Source organism: Microbacterium tumbae (assembly GCF_054780175.1).
The window spans coordinates 776,216-792,811 of the sequence record NZ_BAAGWV010000002.1 but is presented as its reverse complement, the minus strand read 5'-3'; the positions used below and the strand labels follow the sequence as shown (position 1 = coordinate 792,811).

Here is a 16,596-nt window from a genome sequence, read left to right as displayed (position 1 = left end):
ACCACCATCAAGGAGAAACGCAAAGTGAGTACTGAGATCTTCTACGACGCCGACGCCGACCTGTCGCTCATCCAGGGCAAGAAGGTCGCGATCGTGGGCTACGGCTCGCAGGGCCACGCCCACGCGATGAACCTGCGCGACTCGGGTGTCGAGGTCGCCATCGCGCTCAAGGACGGCTCGAAGTCCATCGTCAAGGCGGAGGAGGCCGGTTTCCCGGTCAAGAACGTCGCGGATGCCACGGCGTGGGCCGACCTCATCATGATCCTCGCGCCGGACCAGCACCAGCGCACGATCTACAGCGAGTCGATCGCGCCGAACCTGGCTCCGGGCAAGACCCTCGCCTTCGCGCACGGCTTCAACATCCGCTTCGGCTACATCGACGCGCCTGAGGGCGTCGACGTCATCCTCATCGCCCCGAAGGCGCCCGGGCACACGGTGCGCCGCGAGTTCGTCGCCGGCCGCGGCATCCCGGACATCATCGCCGTCGAGCGCGACGCGTCCGGTCAGGCCTGGGATGTCGCCCTGTCATACGCGAAGGCCATCGGCGGCACCCGCGCGGGCGTCATCAAGACGACCTTCACCGAGGAGACCGAGACCGACCTGTTCGGCGAGCAGGCCGTGCTCTGCGGTGGCATGAGCCACCTGGTGCAGGCCGGTTTCGAGACGCTCGTCGAGGCGGGCTACCAGCCGCAGATCGCCTACTTCGAGGTGCTGCACGAGCTCAAGCTCATCGTCGACCTCATGTGGGAGGGCGGCATCGCCAAGCAGCGCTGGTCGATCTCCGACACGGCCGAGTTCGGCGACTACGTCTCCGGACCGCGCGTGATCGACTCGGCGGTCAAGGAGAACATGAAGGGCGTGCTCGCCGACATCCAGTCCGGCGCCTTCGCGACCCGTTTCATCAACGACCAGGACAACGGCGCGACCGAGTTCCTGGAGCTGCGAGCCAAGGAGCAGGAGCACCCGATCGAGGTCACGGGCAAGGAGCTGCGTTCGCTGTTCTCCTGGAAGCAGACCGATGAGGACTACATCGAGGGCAGCGCTGCGCGCTGATCCTCTTGCGGTTCCAGAGCGGGCGTCCCCTCGGGGGCGCCCGCTCTTCGTGCAGCTGCGTTTCGACGCTCACCGTGCGGGGTGATTGTTTCTCCGTTCGTTGAGCGACGAGCGGAGCGAGGAGTCGAAACGGGGTTCGTCTGGGGGCGTTTCGACTCGCCTTCGGCTCGCTCAACGTGCGGGGTGGATTCTCGACTCGCTCACCGTGCGGGGTGGTTGTTTTTCCGTTCGTTGAGCGACGAGCGGAGCGAGGAGTCGAAACGGGGTTCGTCTGGGGGCGTTTCGACTCGCCTTCGGCTCGCTCAACGAACGGGAGGCTCGCGGCACGCTCACCGTGCGGGTGCGAGAGGGGTGACGCTAGAGGACGGGCGAGGCCGCGACGGGACGGCTGAGCTCCTCGAGGATCTCGACGACGTGCCGATAGGGCTTGCCCGTCGCGCGCGTCATCCCGATCTCGCAGGTGCGGTTCGCGGACACGAAGGCGTCGAAGCCGTGCCGCTCCGCATCCGCCGCGGCGATCTCCGCCGACTCGACGGCTGTGGCGCTGGCGGTGAGCTCCGGGTGCAGCATCCCGCGGTCGCCCGCGAAGGCGCAGCATCCCCAGCCCTCGGGGACGTACACCTCGTCGGCGACCGCGCCGGCGATCTCGGTGAGCGCCCCGGTGGCGCCGAGCGCCGTCGTCGAGCAGGTCGGGTGCACCGCGACGCTCGAGAGCCTGGTGCCGACCGTGATCCGCGGCAGCACCTCTCGGGCGATGTAGGTCGTGGCATCCTCGATCACCAGAGCCGAGTACTCCGGATGCCTCGCCGCGGCCTTGGCGAGCATCACGTGCAGGCCCTCGGTGCAGGAGGCGGCGTCGCACACCACGGGCAGCCTGCCCTGTCCGCTCGCCTCCCACAGCGAGGACAGGACGCGATCGGTCATACGGTCGTAGCCGGCGAGGTGGCCCTTGGACTTCCAGGGCGTGCCGCAGCACAGCCCGCCGGCGTCGTCAGGGATCACCACGGGGATGCCGGCCCTCTCCAACAGGGCCATGACGGCATCCCGTGATCCTTCGCCGTGCCCCTCCGGGCCGAACATCGTGCCGATGCAGGCGCCGAAGAACACGGCCTTGGCACCCGCCGGTGTCACGGGAACAGGCGATTTGGAGCCTCCGCGGGGCAGGCCGGCGTCGTACAGCGGCACGGTGTCGGCGCCCAGCACCGCGCGTCCCAGCTGCGTGACACCGGCGACCAGCGGTGCGGGCAGGGCATCGGCGACGGTGAGCGCGAGTCCGCCGATCCTCGTGACGGCGCCCCAGCTCTTCGCCGCGGCGTCCCACAGGCCGTCCTCGAGCTTCGACGCCTCCTCGGCGCGCAGACGCCGGACGAGATCGCCGGTGTTGATGTCCACGGGGCACGCGACCGCGCACATGCCGTCGACCGCGCAGGTCTGCACGCCCTCGTAGTCGTAGTCGGCGCGGAGGTCCTTCAGCAGCTCCGCATCGCCCCGCTCCTCGGCCCATGCCATGTCGCGTCGCAGCACGATCCGCTGACGGGGTGTCAGGGTGACGCTCTTGCTCGGACAGGTGGGCTCGCAGTATCCGCATTCGACGCAACGGTCGACCTCGTGCTCGACCGTCGGCACGCGCTTCAGATCGTGCAGATAGGAGTCCGGATCGTCCGACAGCACGACGCCGGGGTTCAGGATGCCCGCCGGGTCGAGCAGGCGCTTGATCTCCCACATCATGTCGGTGAGGAGATCTCCGTACTGACGTCGCACGAACGGGGCCATGATGCGCCCGGTGCCGTGCTCGGCCTTCAGCGAGCCGCCCTGTCCGAGCACCAGGTCGACGAGATCGGCGGTGAAACGTCGATAGCGCGCGAGGCTCTCCTCGTCGTCGAAGCGCTCGTTGAGAAGGAAGTGGACGTTGCCGTCCTTGGCGTGACCGAAGATCACCGAGCCGTCGTAGTCGTGCGCGGCGAACAGCTCGATGAGCCGCTCGCAGGTGGTCAGCAGCCGGTCGACGGGGACGACGATGTCCTCCAGAAGCGCTGTCGTGCCCGAGGGCCGGGCGCCGGCGACCGCGGTGTAGAGACCCTTGCGGACGTGCCAGAGCGACGCGCGCTCTGACGCGTCCGTGGTGAGGCGCGGCGGAACGGCGAGGGGGAGTGCATCGAATCCCGCCATCGCCGCGGCGGAGGCCTGTGTCAGCGCATCGGCATCGGCAGCGTGCACCTCCACGAGCAGCGCGGCATGCCCCTCCACGGCGATCTCCGCGATCGCCTCGGGGACGTCGCTGAGACCCTGCGCCACGCGGAGCGAAGCGGCGTCCATGAGTTCGATCGTCGCCAGTTCCTGCTCGACGAGGCCGGGAAGGGCCGCCATGGCGTCGGCGAGCGTCGAGAACACGAGAAGTCCGGTGGCGATCTGCGGGAGGATCCTGATCGTGCGGAAGCGCGCCTCGGCGACGAAGGCGAGGGTTCCCTCCGAGCCGATCACGAGGTGCTCGAGGATCTTCACCGGATCGTCGAAGTCCAGAAGGGAGTTCAGCCCGTATCCCATGGTGTTCTTCATGGCGAACTGCTGACGGACGAATGCGGCGGCCTCGGGGGACGAGAGCAGCCGTGCGCGGAGGTCCCTGAGGCCGGCGGCGATCTCTGGCTCGGCGGCTTCGAGCCTTTCCAGGGCGTCCGGCGCCGCGGTGTCGAGGATGGTCCCGCTGGGGAGGACCAGCAGCAGCGAGTCGATCGTGCGGTACGAGTTCTCCACGATCCCGCAGGCCATGCCGCTGGAATTGTTCGCCACGACTCCGCCGATCGTGCAGGCGATCTCACTGGCGGGGTCTGGCCCGAGCTTGCGCTTGTAGCGGGCGAGCCGCGTGTTGACCTGGCGGACGGTCGCCCCGGGGCCGACACGCACGATATCGCCGTCCTGCTCGACGGCGATATCCCGGAAGGCGCTGCGTGTGTCGACGAGGATGTCGTCCGTAACCCCTTGGCCGGACAAGCTCGTTCCCCCGGAGCGGAAGGTCAGCGTGCGCCCCGCGGCGCGGACGGCGTCGAATGCGCGCGCGACGCCGTCGGCATCCTGCGGGGACAGCACGGCATCGGGGACCAGGAGATAGTGCGAGGCATCGTGAGCGTGGGCGAATCTGTCGATGGAGCGTGCGGCGACGGTAGTTCCGGCGCCCAGAAGAGCGGTGTCCAGCGGATGGGCGAGCGTCGTCGACACGGGTGGCTCCTTCGCAAGAATTGTCAGACAAGTGTACTGGTTTAGTCTACTGTCCTCTACGCTGGTCCTATGACCAGCACTCCCGTCCTCGGCGTCGTCGGCGTGGTGGATGCCGTGACGCGCGAGTTGCGCGCCGGCATCCTGAGCGGGGAGGTCCACTCGGGAACGGCGCTCACCGAGGCGAAGGTATCCGAGGCGTACGGAGTGGCGCGTCCGAGCGCCAAGGCGGCGATCGAGCAGCTCGTCGCCTCCGGGCTGCTGGTGCGCACGGCGCACCGCAGCGCCCGTGTGGTGGCGATCGACGCGGAGATGGTGCGCGACGTCTACCGCACCCGCACGCGGCTGGAGAGCGCGGCGCTGCGTGAGCTCGCCGCCGCGGAGACGGGGCCGAGCGAGGCATTCGCGGCGAATGCCGAGATCCTGGCCATGCCGGCAGGACCCGACCCTGCGACGGTCGATCCGGACCTGAGGTTCCACACGGCGCTCATCGACGCGATCGGCAGCGAGCGGACCTCCCGCATGTACCGCAGCGTGCTCGACGAGGTGCGGCTGTGCATGGCTCAGGTCCAGGGCAGACGCCTGCTGGATGCCGCGGTCATCGCGGCACAGCACGCGGCCATCCTCGCGGCCGTGACGGCCGGGGAGGGCGAGCGCGCTGCGACTCTGCTCGCCGAGCATCTCGGCTCAGCCGAGGAGCGGCTCGTGGCGGCGCTCTCTCCCGCTCGCTGAGAGCTCCCTACCCGCTCGCTGAGCGAGCCCTCTATCCCGTTCGCTGAGCGAGCGCTCTATCCCGTTCGTTGAGCGAGCGGAGCGAGTCGAAACGGGGTTTCGTCCTGCTCCGTTTCGACTCGGTCGCCTGCGGCGTCCTCGCTCAACGAGCGGAGGGGGAGGATGCTCTGCGCGCGTCGCGTTCGTTGAGCGAGCGCTCTATCCCGTTCGTTGAGCGAGCCCTCTATTCCGTTCGTTGAGCGAGCGCTCTATTCCGTTCGTTGAGCGAGCGGAGCGAGTCGAAACGGGGTTTCGTCCTGCTCCGTTTCGACTCGGTCGCCTGCGGCGTCCTCGCTCAACGAGCGGAGGGGGAGGATGCTCTGCGCGCGTCGCGTTCGTTGAGCGAGCCCTCTATTCCGCTCGCTGAGTGAGCCCTCTATTCCGTTCGTTGAGCGAGCGCTCTATCCCGTTCGTTGAGCGAGCGGAGCGAGTCGAAACGGGGTTTCGTCCTGCTCCGTTTCGACTCGATCGCCCGCGGCGTCCTCTCTCGACGAACGGGGAAGGACGGTGTGCGGCATCCTCTCCTCGCTCAGCGGGCGGGTGGGAGCGTCACTCGGCCGGGGCCGCCTCGGTCTCGATGTCGATCGGGGCGTCCGAGGGATCGGCCCACACCGGAGCCGGCAGCAGCGTGTCGACGTTGCCCGCCTGGATCTCGCGGAGTGCATCCGCGATCTCCTCAGAGTTCTCCGGAACGGCGAGGCCGCAGGCGGTCAGTTCAGAGGCGAACTTCAGCGTCAGACGGCTCTTGCCTGCGGCGACCGCCTCTGCGGTGGTGCCGTCGAAGATCTCGCTGCCGGTCTGGATGTCGGACACGCCATCGCAGACGTGGTAGACCGCGCCGCCGGGGACCCAGAAGACCTCGTCCTCTCCGAGCAGCTGGATGACGGTCGACTGGTCCGCCGTGTACTGCTCGACGGACGGCGGGTTGAAGTCCACGCCGAAGACGACGGCGAGAGCGGCGAGGACGATGCCGACGATGCCGGCCGTGGTCTTCTGCCCCTTGTCCATGTCCTTGTTCAGGAAGACGAGGATGATGAGGGGCACGAACGCGATGATCGCGATGATCGCGCCGAGCTGGTTCTGCACGAAGAACCGGACGGTCTCGGACTTCTTCGCCGGGTCGAGGCGGTTCGCCTTCTTCCAGAGGAGGGAACCGGCGATCGAGAGCACGGCGATCACGACGAAGAGCACGAGGAGCGTGATGAACGCCCATTGCGGGAAGGTCGCGGTGACGCCGGGGGCGGAGAGCAGACCGGTGTCCGCGTCGCGGACGAGCACGCCGTCCTCGCCCACGTACTCGCGCTGGCGCAGCAGCCAGAAGATGCCGACGGCCTCGGCGGCGATGGCGACGGCCCACAGGGCCACCGCGATCCAGCGGAACGTCGTCGCCTGCTTCTTGGAGGCCGCCGTCGGCGTCCATTCCCCGCCCGTCGCTCCGGTCCGTTCCGCAGCGGTCGACTTCGCCGCCTCATCCTTGCGCTCAGCCACTGTGCGTTTCCCCTCTGTGAGTGCTCGCACCGAGCCTAGTGGGCGGCTCCTCGGCATCGCTACGCTGGGGGGATGACATCGGATGCCGAGGACGCTCTCTCCGGGGAGGGCGACGACGACCGCGTCGACGCGAAGCCGGCCCTGCCGCGCGGCTGGAACGCCGTCGGCAAGGGGAGCGAGGAGGTCGCGCGCATCGAGGACGACGGCACGGTGAGCGCGCCGGACGCTGCCGCGCAACCCGGTCAGATCAGCACCACGATGCTCGTGCTGCTCGGCGTTTTCGGCGGCGTCTATCTGCTGTACTCGGTCGGCTGGGTCATCGGCGGTCTCAACCTGAAGCCGCTGGCGAACCTCATCGTCTCGGACGCGATGTACCTGCCCTGGCAGATCCTCGCTATCGTCGCCCCGGCTCTGTGGATGCTCACCGTCTGGATACTCACCCGTCGCAGTGCCGCATGGCTCCGGGTCCTGCTGCTGCTCGTGGGCGCGGTGCTGCTCGTGCCCTGGCCCTTCGTGATGACGGGAGCGATCGGCGCATGAGCGAGGACAGGATCACGGCGGACGTCCGGCCGTTCGGATGGCTCAGGGCGACGGTGGTCGGCATCGGCGGCCTGTTCTACGCCTACGCGGTGTGGAACGCGATCGCGTACCTCGTCATCATGGCGCAGGGGAGCGGTCTGACCGGAGCAGGCTGGGGCACGCTGCTGTTCGGCGTCGCGTTCCCGATCATCGTGTTCGTGCTCGCCTTCGCGATCGGGCGGCGGAGGGGCCTCGGCGAGCTCGCGCTCGTGCTGCTCACGGGTCTCGCCGTCATCGCGGTGTTCTGGCTGAGCCTGGTCGGCTACAGCATCCTGAACATGGACGCCCTGGTGAACCTCGATCTCTGACGTCACACGAAACGGCCGCTCCCGGCGCTGAGCTAAGGTGGTACCGATCGCGCCCCGAAGGCGTGCGGCGCATCGATCCCACCCGCGTATCCGCGCTCACCCCGAAGGATCTGCTGTGCCGAAGCCCGTCGTGCTCATCGCCGAAGTTCTCTCGCCCGCCACGATCGAGGCCCTCGGCCCCGACTTCGACGTCCGAGGCGTCGACGGCACGGATCGAGAGGCGCTGTTCTCGGCGCTGTCCGACGCGGATGCGGTCCTCATCCGCTCCGCGACGCGGATCGACGCCGAGGCGCTCGAGCACGCGCCCAAGCTGAAGGTCGTCGCCCGCGCCGGCGTCGGTCTCGACAACGTCGACATCAAGGCTGCGACGACGGCGGGCGTCATGGTCGTGAACGCGCCGACCTCCAACATCATCTCCGCGGCCGAGCTCACCTGCGGCCATATCCTGAGCCTCGCCCGCCACATCCCCGCCGCCAACGCGTCGCTCGCGGGCGGCGCGTGGAAGCGCAGCGCCTACACCGGCACCGAGCTGTTCGAGAAGACGCTCGGCGTCATCGGCCTCGGTCGGATCGGCGCGCTGGTCGCGGCGCGCATGCAGGGATTCGGCATGAGGGTCGTCGCCTACGACCCCTACGTGACGAGCGCGCGCGCTCAGCAGCTGGGCGTCGAGCTGCGGAGCCTGGACGAGCTCGTCGCGGAGAGCGACTTCATCACGATCCACATGCCCAAGACGCCGGAGACCACCGGCATGATCTCGACCGAGCAGTTCGCCGCGATGAAGAAGACGGCGTACGTCGTCAACGTCGCGCGCGGCGGCCTGATCGACGAGGAGGCGCTGCACGCGGCGCTCGTCGCGGGTGAGATCGCCGGCGCCGGCCTCGACGTCTTCACCACCGAGCCGCCCGCGGAGGGCGGCACGGCACGTCCGCTGCTCGACCTGCCGAACGTCGTCGTCACGCCGCATCTCGGCGCGTCGACGGACGAGGCCCAGGAGAAGGCCGGCGTCTCTGTCGCCCGCTCCGTCAAGCTCGCCCTCGAGGGCGATCTGGTCCCGGACGCCGTGAACGTGGCCGGCGGCGTGATCGACCCGTTCGTCCGGCCGGGCATCGACCTCGTGGAGAAGCTGGGTCAGGTGTTCAGCGGGCTCGCGGCGTCGGCGCTCACGAGCCTCGACATCGAGGTCCGCGGCGAGCTGGCCGACTACGACGTGAGCGTCTACAGGCTGGCGGCGCTCAAGGGCATCCTGTCGAACGTCGTCAGTGAGAACGTGTCGTACGTGAACGCTCCGCTGTTCGCGGAGCAGCGCGGCATCGAGGCGCGGCTGGTCGTGGAGAAGGAGAGCCCCGAGTATCGGAACCTCACCACCCTCCGTGGAGCACTCGCCGACGGAACCGTGCTCACCGTCGCAGGCACGCTCGCCGGAACGCGCATGGTGCAGAAGATCGTCGGCATCAACGGATACGACATCGAGGTGCCGATCGAGAAGCATCACATCGTGATGCTCTACACCGACCGCCCGGGCATCGTGGCCGTCTACGGCCAGAAGTTCGGCGATGCGGGCATCAACATCGCCGGCATGCAGATCGCGCGCCGCGAGGCCGGCGGACAGGCCCTCTCGGTGCTGACGGTCGACTCTCGCGTGCCCGACGAGCTGCTCGCGCAGGTCGGCGCCGACATCGACGCCTCGGTGATCAGGCAGATCGAGATCACCGAGGACTGATCACGCCGTCGCGCGGAGCACGAGGGCGATGAGCTCATCGAGCTCCGCGCCGCGGGGGACGAGCCGCTCAGGGCCGTTCACGCCGAGCGAGTTGTTGAAGTAGAGCCCATCGCTCACGAGCATCACGAGATCGAGCGCCGCGTCGTCGCGGACGTGCGGGCGGATCGTCTCGGCCCAGAGGCGCCGGACGGTGCGCAGCGCTTCGGCGGCTTCGGCATGTCCGCCCTGTGCCAGGCGCGACGTCGCGATCAGCGCACGATCGAGCGCGTCGTCTTCCATCACGGAAGTGCGGAGGTAGTACGCCACCGGGCCGTCCTCGGCGTCCTCCATGCGATCGAGATCGAGGTCCGCGAGCCGGCGCAGCCGCTCGAGGAGACCCGCCGCGAGCTCGTCCTTCGAGCTGAAGTGGTAGAGCAGACCGCCTTTGGAGACCCCGGCCGCCTTCGCGGTTGCTTCGAGTGTCGCCGTGCGCTCACCGTCGTCGATGAGGATCGCCTCGAAGGCGTCGAGCACACGGTCGCGGGCGAGCGGAAGTCTGGGCACTCTGTTACTATACCAACCGGACGGTAAAGTTACGTCCCAGGAAGTTTCAGAGGTGAATGATGACCGCGTCGATTCTGACGACGGACATGGACGCTCCCCGCGTGGGAGCACGCGGCTGGTGGGCGCTCGTCGTGCTCATGCTGCCGGTGCTGCTGGTCTCGGTGGACAACACGGTGCTCAGCTTCGCGCTGCCCGAGATCGCCATCGCTCTCGCGCCCTCCGGGGCGGAGCAGCTGTGGATCATCGATGTCTACCCGCTCGTGCTGGCCGGGCTGCTCGTGACGATGGGCACGCTCGGCGACCGGTTCGGGCGCCGCCGGATGCTGCTCATCGGAGCCACCGGCTTCGCCGCCGTCTCGGCGCTGGCGGCCTTCGCGCCGACCGCCGCGCTGCTCATCGCGGCACGCGCGCTCCTGGGATTCTTCGGCGCGATGCTCATGCCGTCCACGCTCTCGCTGCTGCGCTCGATCTTCGTCAACCGGGACCAGCGCCGGATGGCGATCGCCGTCTGGGCGTCGGCGTTCTCCGCGGGTTCTGCGCTGGGGCCTATCGTCGGAGGCTTCCTGCTCGAGCACTTCGCCTGGGGCTCCGTCTTCCTCATCGCCGTTCCGGTGCTCATCCCGCTGCTCATCACCGCGCCGATCCTGGTGCCGGAGAGCCGTGACCCTGCGCCTGGTCGCATCGATCCGCTCAGCATCGTGCTCTCGATGGCCGCGATGATCCCGGTCGTGTACGCGATCAAGTCCTTCGCCGTCGACGGTCCGAGCTGGACGGCCGCCATCTGGGCCGCCCTCGGCATCTTCATGGGCGCGCTGTTCGTGCGCCGGCAGTCGCGTGCGGACATCCCGATGCTGGACATGGCGCTGTTCCGCCGCGGATCCTTCTCCGGCGCGATCCTCGTGAACCTCTTCAGCGTCGTCGCGCTGGTGGGCTTCCTCTACTTCGTCTCCCAGCATCTGCAGCTGGTGCTGGGGCTGTCGCCGATGGTCGCCGGGCTCGCGCTCGTACCCGGCATGGTGGCCATGATCGTGGCCGGTCTCGTCGTCGTTCCGATCTCGCGACGGCTCAGGCCGCATCTGCTGATTCCCGCGGCGCTCGTCTTCTCGGTCGCCGGCTATCTGCTGGTGGCCTTCACGACGCAGGACCACGGCGTCGCACCGCTCGTCATCGCGTTCGTCGTGCTCGGCATCGGCATCGGGGCGGCGGAGACGATCTCCAACGAGCTGATCCTCTCCAGCGCCCCGGCCGAGAAGGCCGGTGCGGCCAGCGCCGTCTCCGAGACCGCGTACGAGCTGGGCGCGGTGCTGGGCACGGCGATCCTCGGAGGGCTGATCACGGCGTTCTACCGAGGAGCCCTCGTCATCCCCGACGGAGTGCCCGCTGCGGTGGCGGAGGCAGCGGGGGAGACGCTGTCCGGCGCCTATACGGCCGCTGCGGAGCTGCCGAAGGAGATCGGCGACGCGTTGTGGCATGCCGCGGCCGCCGCGTTCGGCGCCGGCGTCACGGTGACGAGCCTCATCGGCGCCGGTCTCGTCGTCGTCGCCGGGGCCATCGCCGCTGTCACCCTGCGCACCCGCTGAGGTCCGGCATCCGTCCACCTGGCGCGCAAGCACGGCTTTCGGACCGCGACGCGCGCCTTCGTGCCATGCCGGCGGGCGCAGGCGGCGGGTCGCAGTACGCTGGGGGAGAACCCCCGATGCAAGGAGTGTCATGTCGCGTGTCGTGAAGCTGGCCGTCATCCCCGGTGACGGCATCGGCCCCGAGGTCATCGCCCAGGCGGAGCGCGTGCTGGATGCCGTGACCGAGACGAGCGATGTCACGTTCGAGAAGACGCGCTTCTCCCTGGGCGCCGCACGTTTCCTCGAGACCGGCGACACGCTCACCGAGGAGGATCTCGCTGCGATCAGCGCGCAGGACGCGATCCTGCTCGGCGCCGTGGGAGGGCAGCCGGGGGATCCGCGACTGAAGGATGCGAACATCGAGCGCGGGCTGCTGTTGAAGCTCCGCTTCACTCTCGATCACTACGTGAACCTCCGTCCGTCGAAGCTCTTCACGGGAGCACCGGGACCGCTCGCGGAACCCGGCGAGATCGACTTCGTCGTCGTGCGCGAAGGCACCGAGGGGCCCTATGTCGGCAACGGCGGCGCGATCCGCAAGGGCACGCCGCAGGAGATCGCGAACGAGACGAGCGTCAACACCGCCTTCGGCGTCGAGAGGGTGGTGCGCTACGCCTTCGAGCTCGCGGAGCGCCGCGCCAAGCGGCTCACGCTGGTGCACAAGACCAACGTGCTCGTGCACGCTGGCGGCATCTGGCAGCGCGTCGTGAACGAGGTGGCCGAGGAGCACCCCGAGGTGGCCGTAGACTATCTGCACGTCGATGCGGCAACCATCTTCCTGGTCACGAACCCGTCCCGCTTCGATGTGATCGTCACCGACAACCTCTTCGGCGACATCCTCACAGACCTGGCCGGCGCCGTCACCGGTGGCATCGGTCTCGCCGCATCCGGGAACATCAATCCGGACGGTGCCTTTCCCTCGATGTTCGAGCCCGTCCACGGCTCGGCGCCGGACATCGCGGGTCAGCAGAAGGCCGATCCCACCGCAGCGATCCTCTCCGTCGCGCTCCTGCTCGATCATCTCGGGCTCCGCGAGGAATCCGCCCGCGTCAACCGCGCGGTCGAAGAGGACATCGCGGCCAGGGACGGCGTGCGAACCACCAGCCAGACGGGCGACGCCGTCATCGCGAGGCTTCAGGCGTAATCTGAGAGCACGCGAGCGCCGCCCGCACCCCACCGCAGGAGAGAGATGACACTCACCGACACCGAACTCGCCCCGCTCGAGTTCACCGTGACCCGCAACCTCGCCGCCAAGAGCGCGGCGGCCCGCGAAGAGCTGCTCAAGGACCCGGGCTTCGGCACGGTCTTCACCGACCACACCGTCGACATCTGCTGGTCCGCCCGCGGGGGCTGGCACCGTCCGCGCGTCCAGCCGTACGGGCCGATCTCGCTCGACCCCGCCGCAGCGGTACTGCACTACGGCCAGGAGATCTTCGAGGGCATCAAGGCCTACCGCCACGCGGACGGCTCGGTCTGGACCTTCCGCCCGGATCGCAACGCCGCCCGTCTGCAGCGCAGCGCCCGTCGGATGGCGCTGCCCGAGCTGCCCACGGAGTACTTCATCCAGGCGCTGCGCGAGCTGATCGCCGTGGACGGCGCGTGGGTGCCGTCGGGTGCGGATCAGAGCCTCTACCTGCGTCCCTTCGAGTTCGCGAAGGAGGCGTTCCTCGGAGTGCGGCCGGCCCAGAAGGTCGCCTTCTATCTCATCGCGAGCCCCGCCGGCTCCTACTTCACCGGCGGCGTGAAGCCGGTGCGCATCTGGCTCAGTGAGACATACGCCCGTGCGGGCAAGGGCGGCACGGGTGCGGCGAAGACCGGCGGGAACTACGCCTCCAGCCTGCTCCCGCAGGCGGAGGCCTACGACAAGGGCTGCGACCAGGTCGTCTTCCTCGATCAGGATGGGAACGTCGAGGAGCTCGGCGGCATGAACGTCGTCTTCGTCTACAAGGACGGCACGATCGTGACGCCTGAGTCGGACAGCATCCTGGAGGGGATCACGCGCGACTCCATCCTGCAGCTCGCCGAGGACCGTGGGCATACCGTCGAACGCCGTCCGGTGTCGCTGCAGGAGTGGCGGGACGGCGTGGCCTCCGGCGACATCGTCGAGGTGTTCGCCTGCGGCACCGCCGCGGTCGTGACGCCTATCGGCGCGCTCGTCGCGGAGGGGTTCGAGGATGCTCAGCCCACGGGTGAGCTCGCCCTGTCGCTGCGCGAGGAGCTCACGGACATCCAGTACGGCCGTCGCGAGGACACGCACGGCTGGCTGCTGCGCCTGGACGCCTGAGCGACTTCGTCGGTTCTCGCGTCTCTCACGCCAGTGTCGTTCGTTGGCGTGTCCGGGTTGTCGCGGGTGCCGGCGCCCCCCGCCCCGCAACAACCCGGACGCGCCTCGGAGGACGTCCCACATGATGCGGGTCCGGTCGGCGGCGACCGGCAACAACCCGGACACGCACATCCAGCAGCGTCGTCCGGACCCGCTCGCTAGGCTGTTCTCGTGAAGATCGCTCGGTTCAGCCACAACGAGTCCATCCATTACGGCATCCTCGACGAGTCGGAGCTCGTCGTCCTCGCCGGGGATCCGATGTACACCGGATACGAGACCACGGGGGAGCGCGTGCCGCTGGCGGACGCCGTGCTGCTCGCGCCGGTGATCCCGCGGTCCAAGGTGGTCTGCGTCGGGAAGAACTACCACGACCACGCCAAGGAGATGGGCGGTGAGGCGCCGGAGGAGCCGCTGCTGTTCCTGAAGCCGAACACCTCCGTGATCGGACCGGGCGACGCCATCGTGCGTCCGGCGATCTCGCAGCAGACCGACTACGAGGGCGAGCTCGCCGTCGTCATCGGCCGTGTGGGCAAGCACGTCTCCGCCGCCAGCGCCCTCGACTACGTCTTCGGCTACACGGTCGCGAACGACGTGACCGCCCGTGACCTGCAGCGCAAGGACGGCCAATGGACCCGAGGCAAGGGCTTCGACACCTTCTGCCCGCTGGGCCCGGTCATCGAGACCGACCTCGACACGTCGACCGCGACGATCGAGACCAGGGTGAACGGCGAGGTGCGGCAGCAGGCTCCGCTCACCGACATGATCCACTCCGTCGCCGCGATCATCGAGTACGCATCGGCCGTCTTCACGCTGCTCCCCGGCGACGTCATCCTGACCGGGACGCCCGCCGGCGTCGGGCCGTTCCTCGCCGGCGACACGGTCGAGGTCGAGGTCTCCGGGCTCGGCATCCTGCGCAACACGGTGCGCGACGCGACGCCCGCCGCATGACGATCCTGACGGCTGTCGAGCAGGCGGCCGTCCAGCGCCGCACCGTCGGGGTGCTGTCCCTCGGCCAGGTGCTCGGCGGCATCGCCTTCGGCGCGACCGTGTCCCTCGGCGCGCTGCTGGCCGCCGACCTGTCCGGCGATGACGCGCTCTCCGGTCTCGCCACGGCATCCGTGACGCTCGGAGCGGCGCTCTGCGCGATCCCGCTCGCCCGGTTGGCGAGCCGCGTCGGACGGCGTCGTGCGCTCACGCTCGGAAACCTGCTGGCTCTCGCCGGCATCAGCATCGTGATCCTCGCCGCGGCGGTCCGGGTCTTCCCGCTGCTGCTGGCCGGCATCCTGATGATCGGCGCCGGAAATGCGGGCAACCTGCAGTCGCGCTTCGCCGCGACGGATCTCGCGGCGCCGCAGCATCGCGGCCGCGACCTGTCCGTGGTCGTCTGGGCGACGACGATCGGGGGCGTCGCTGGTCCGCTGCTGCTCGGTCCCGGCGAGATCGTCGGGCAGGCGATCGGGATGCCGCCGCAGACCGGGTCCTATCTGTTTTCCTTGATCGCGCAGACCGCGGCCTTCCTCCTCTACGTGATCGCGCTGCGCCCCGACCCGCTCCTGACGGCGCAGCGGATCGCGGCGTCCGTCCCGGCGTCCGGCGCCGTCGATCGTATCGACCGCCCTGTCGTGGCACGGTACGCGATCTTCGCCGTTGCCGCCTCGCACGTCGTGATGGCCTCGGTCATGGCGATGACGCCCATCCACCTCTCGCACATGGCGCAGGGGATGCACGCCGGTCATGCCAGCTCGGCGGACGTGTCCACCCTCGTGGGCGTGACGATCGCGCTGCACGTCGCGGGGATGTACGCTCTCTCTCCGGTGTTCGGCATCCTCGCCGACCGCTGGGGACGGCTCCGCGTCGTGCTGCTCGGTCAGGCGCTGCTCGCGGCGTCCCTGACGTTCGCGATCACGGTCAACGACCAGGCGTGGGGGGTCATGACCGCGCTCATCCTGCTCGGCCTGGGCTGGAGCGCGGCGACGGTCGCCGGTGCGGCGCTGCTCACCGAGGCGTCCGCTCCCGAGCTGCGCACCCGACGTCAGGGGCGCAGCGACTCGCTCATGAGCCTTTCCGCGGCCGCGGGCGCCGTGCTCGCCGGCGTGATCCTCTCGAACTTCCAGTACGCGGGGCTGGGCATCGCGGCATCCGTGCTCGTCCTCGCGATCGTCGTCCTCGCCCCGCTGGGCAGGATCGCCGGTCGGTGAAGGCGTGGGCGGGCGTGGGCGAAGCCTACGCGGCATCGTACGCGGCGCTGTGCGCGGGCGCGGGGGAGCGGCTGCATGAGCTCGCCGGGCCGGCAGAGGGGCGGAGCCTGCTCGATGTCGGATCCGGGGAGGGCACGCTCGCGGGATCCTGGGCGGACGCCGGATGGCTGGTCACCGCGTGCGAGCCGGAAGCGTCGATGCGTGCGGTCTCGCGGCGCCGGCATCCCCCGATCCCGGTGCTCGACGGAGGGCTGCCGCACCTGCCGTTCCCGGACGAGGCCTTCGATGCGGTCGTGGCCAACTTCGTGCTGAACCACGTCTCCGATCCGCGGGCTTCCGCTGCGGAACTGGCACGGGTGTCCCGAGGTATCGTGCTGGCGACGGTCTGGGTGCAGTCGCCGTCCTGGCTGTGGGCGGAGGTCGTCGCACGGGCGGGGCTCGCGTCCGCGGTGGGGGAGCGGCTCCCGGCGGAGAAGGATTTCGAGCGGACCGGGGAGGGATTCGCGCGGATGCTGGTCGAGGCCGGGCTGCGCGACGTCGCCGTGACCGAGTTGACGTGGACGTGGGCGGCTGACCCCGCGGCGCTGTGGGCTTCCGTGGAGGGCCGTGTCGCGGGGGCGGGGGCGTACTACGCGAGACTCGCTGCACGGGAGCGCGTCTCCTACCGTGCGGCCTTCGACGAGGTGGTGAGCGAACGGGCGGAGGACGGACTCCTCCTGCTCGAGCACCGTGCCGCGATCGCGCTGTCGGAGGGATCCGGGAGCACCTCTCCCGCTGACTAGAATCG

The 16,596-nt window shown here is 69.3% G+C and carries 14 protein-coding genes; 11 read left to right on the top strand and 3 right to left on the bottom strand.

What is annotated here, in order from left to right:
* The first annotated feature begins 24 nt into the window (after positions 1-24).
* Positions 25-1,053, top strand: coding sequence for a ketol-acid reductoisomerase (gene ilvC, locus ACYVGQ_RS11135; protein ID WP_460784680.1), 1,029 nt, complete (start codon positions 25-27; stop codon positions 1,051-1,053).
* Between the two features lie 357 nt (positions 1,054-1,410).
* Here the strand turns inward: ilvC and ACYVGQ_RS11130 are convergent, their stop codons facing one another.
* Positions 1,411-4,266 (bottom strand): FAD-binding and (Fe-S)-binding domain-containing protein, encoded by a 2,856-nt coding sequence (locus ACYVGQ_RS11130; RefSeq protein WP_460784679.1) that lies wholly within the window; start codon positions 4,264-4,266, stop codon positions 1,411-1,413.
* A 69-nt stretch (positions 4,267-4,335) separates the two neighbouring features.
* On the opposite strand from ACYVGQ_RS11130, the gene ACYVGQ_RS11125 reads away from it, so the two are divergent.
* Complete coding sequence (locus tag ACYVGQ_RS11125) at positions 4,336-4,995, top strand: GntR family transcriptional regulator (protein WP_460784678.1); 660 nt, start codon at positions 4,336-4,338, stop codon at positions 4,993-4,995.
* A gap of 588 nt (positions 4,996-5,583) precedes the next feature.
* On the opposite strand, the gene ACYVGQ_RS11120 is transcribed toward ACYVGQ_RS11125, so the two are convergent.
* Complete coding sequence (locus tag ACYVGQ_RS11120; RefSeq protein WP_460784677.1) at positions 5,584-6,522, bottom strand: hypothetical protein; 939 nt, start codon at positions 6,520-6,522, stop codon at positions 5,584-5,586.
* Positions 6,523-6,594: 72 nt separating this feature from the next.
* Here ACYVGQ_RS11120 and ACYVGQ_RS11115 point away from each other — a divergent pair, with 72 nt between their 5' ends.
* The 3 genes from ACYVGQ_RS11115 (at position 6,595) to serA (ending at position 9,129) form a co-directional block, all read left to right on the top strand.
* A complete protein-coding gene (locus ACYVGQ_RS11115) occupies positions 6,595-7,062 on the top strand; it encodes a hypothetical protein (RefSeq protein ID WP_460784676.1) in 468 nt (155 codons plus the stop codon).
* Entirely contained in the window at positions 7,059-7,409 is a 351-nt protein-coding gene (locus tag ACYVGQ_RS11110) for a hypothetical protein (protein ID WP_460784675.1), read from the top strand. Before ACYVGQ_RS11115 ends, ACYVGQ_RS11110 begins: the two co-directional genes overlap by 4 nt.
* Positions 7,410-7,524: 115 nt before the next feature.
* Complete coding sequence (serA, locus tag ACYVGQ_RS11105; protein WP_460784674.1) at positions 7,525-9,129, top strand: phosphoglycerate dehydrogenase; 1,605 nt, start codon at positions 7,525-7,527, stop codon at positions 9,127-9,129.
* On the opposite strand, the gene ACYVGQ_RS11100 is transcribed toward serA, so the two are convergent.
* Positions 9,130-9,672 (bottom strand): TetR/AcrR family transcriptional regulator, encoded by a 543-nt coding sequence (locus ACYVGQ_RS11100; RefSeq protein ID WP_460784673.1) that lies wholly within the window; start codon positions 9,670-9,672, stop codon positions 9,130-9,132. It abuts the gene before it with no gap.
* 56 nt (positions 9,673-9,728) lie between these two features.
* Here ACYVGQ_RS11100 and ACYVGQ_RS11095 point away from each other — a divergent pair, with 56 nt between their 5' ends.
* From ACYVGQ_RS11095 to ACYVGQ_RS11070, 6 genes are all read left to right on the top strand, one after another.
* On the top strand, positions 9,729-11,252 hold the full coding sequence (locus ACYVGQ_RS11095; protein ID WP_460784672.1) for an MFS transporter: 1,524 nt from the start codon (positions 9,729-9,731) through the stop codon (positions 11,250-11,252).
* Positions 11,253-11,382: 130 nt separating this feature from the next.
* Complete coding sequence (locus ACYVGQ_RS11090) at positions 11,383-12,432, top strand: 3-isopropylmalate dehydrogenase (protein ID WP_460784671.1); 1,050 nt, start codon at positions 11,383-11,385, stop codon at positions 12,430-12,432.
* A gap of 45 nt (positions 12,433-12,477) precedes the next feature.
* On the top strand, positions 12,478-13,572 hold the full coding sequence (locus tag ACYVGQ_RS11085; protein ID WP_460784670.1) for a branched-chain amino acid aminotransferase: 1,095 nt from the start codon (positions 12,478-12,480) through the stop codon (positions 13,570-13,572).
* A gap of 210 nt (positions 13,573-13,782) precedes the next feature.
* Positions 13,783-14,559, top strand: coding sequence for a fumarylacetoacetate hydrolase family protein (locus tag ACYVGQ_RS11080; protein ID WP_460784669.1), 777 nt, complete (start codon positions 13,783-13,785; stop codon positions 14,557-14,559).
* A complete protein-coding gene (locus tag ACYVGQ_RS11075) occupies positions 14,556-15,809 on the top strand; it encodes an MFS transporter (protein WP_460784668.1) in 1,254 nt (417 codons plus the stop codon). Before ACYVGQ_RS11080 ends, ACYVGQ_RS11075 begins: the two co-directional genes overlap by 4 nt.
* Before the next feature lie 14 nt (positions 15,810-15,823).
* Positions 15,824-16,591: a class I SAM-dependent methyltransferase gene (locus ACYVGQ_RS11070; protein WP_460784667.1), complete on the top strand. Its 768-nt coding sequence runs from the start codon at positions 15,824-15,826 to the stop codon at positions 16,589-16,591.
* Positions 16,592-16,596: the final 5 nt, after the last annotated feature.

Coding starts and splice junctions, on each gene's coding strand:
- ACYVGQ_RS11125 (WP_460784678.1), top strand. CDS start 4,336: ATGACCAGCACTCCCGTCCTCGGCGTCGTCGGCGTGGTGGATGCCGTG.
- ACYVGQ_RS11115 (WP_460784676.1), top strand. CDS start 6,595: ATGACATCGGATGCCGAGGACGCTCTCTCCGGGGAGGGCGACGACGAC.
- ACYVGQ_RS11110 (WP_460784675.1), top strand. CDS start 7,059: ATGAGCGAGGACAGGATCACGGCGGACGTCCGGCCGTTCGGATGGCTC.
- ACYVGQ_RS11095 (WP_460784672.1), top strand. CDS start 9,729: ATGATGACCGCGTCGATTCTGACGACGGACATGGACGCTCCCCGCGTG.
- ACYVGQ_RS11090 (WP_460784671.1), top strand. CDS start 11,383: ATGTCGCGTGTCGTGAAGCTGGCCGTCATCCCCGGTGACGGCATCGGC.
- ACYVGQ_RS11085 (WP_460784670.1), top strand. CDS start 12,478: ATGACACTCACCGACACCGAACTCGCCCCGCTCGAGTTCACCGTGACC.
- ACYVGQ_RS11075 (WP_460784668.1), top strand. CDS start 14,556: ATGACGATCCTGACGGCTGTCGAGCAGGCGGCCGTCCAGCGCCGCACC.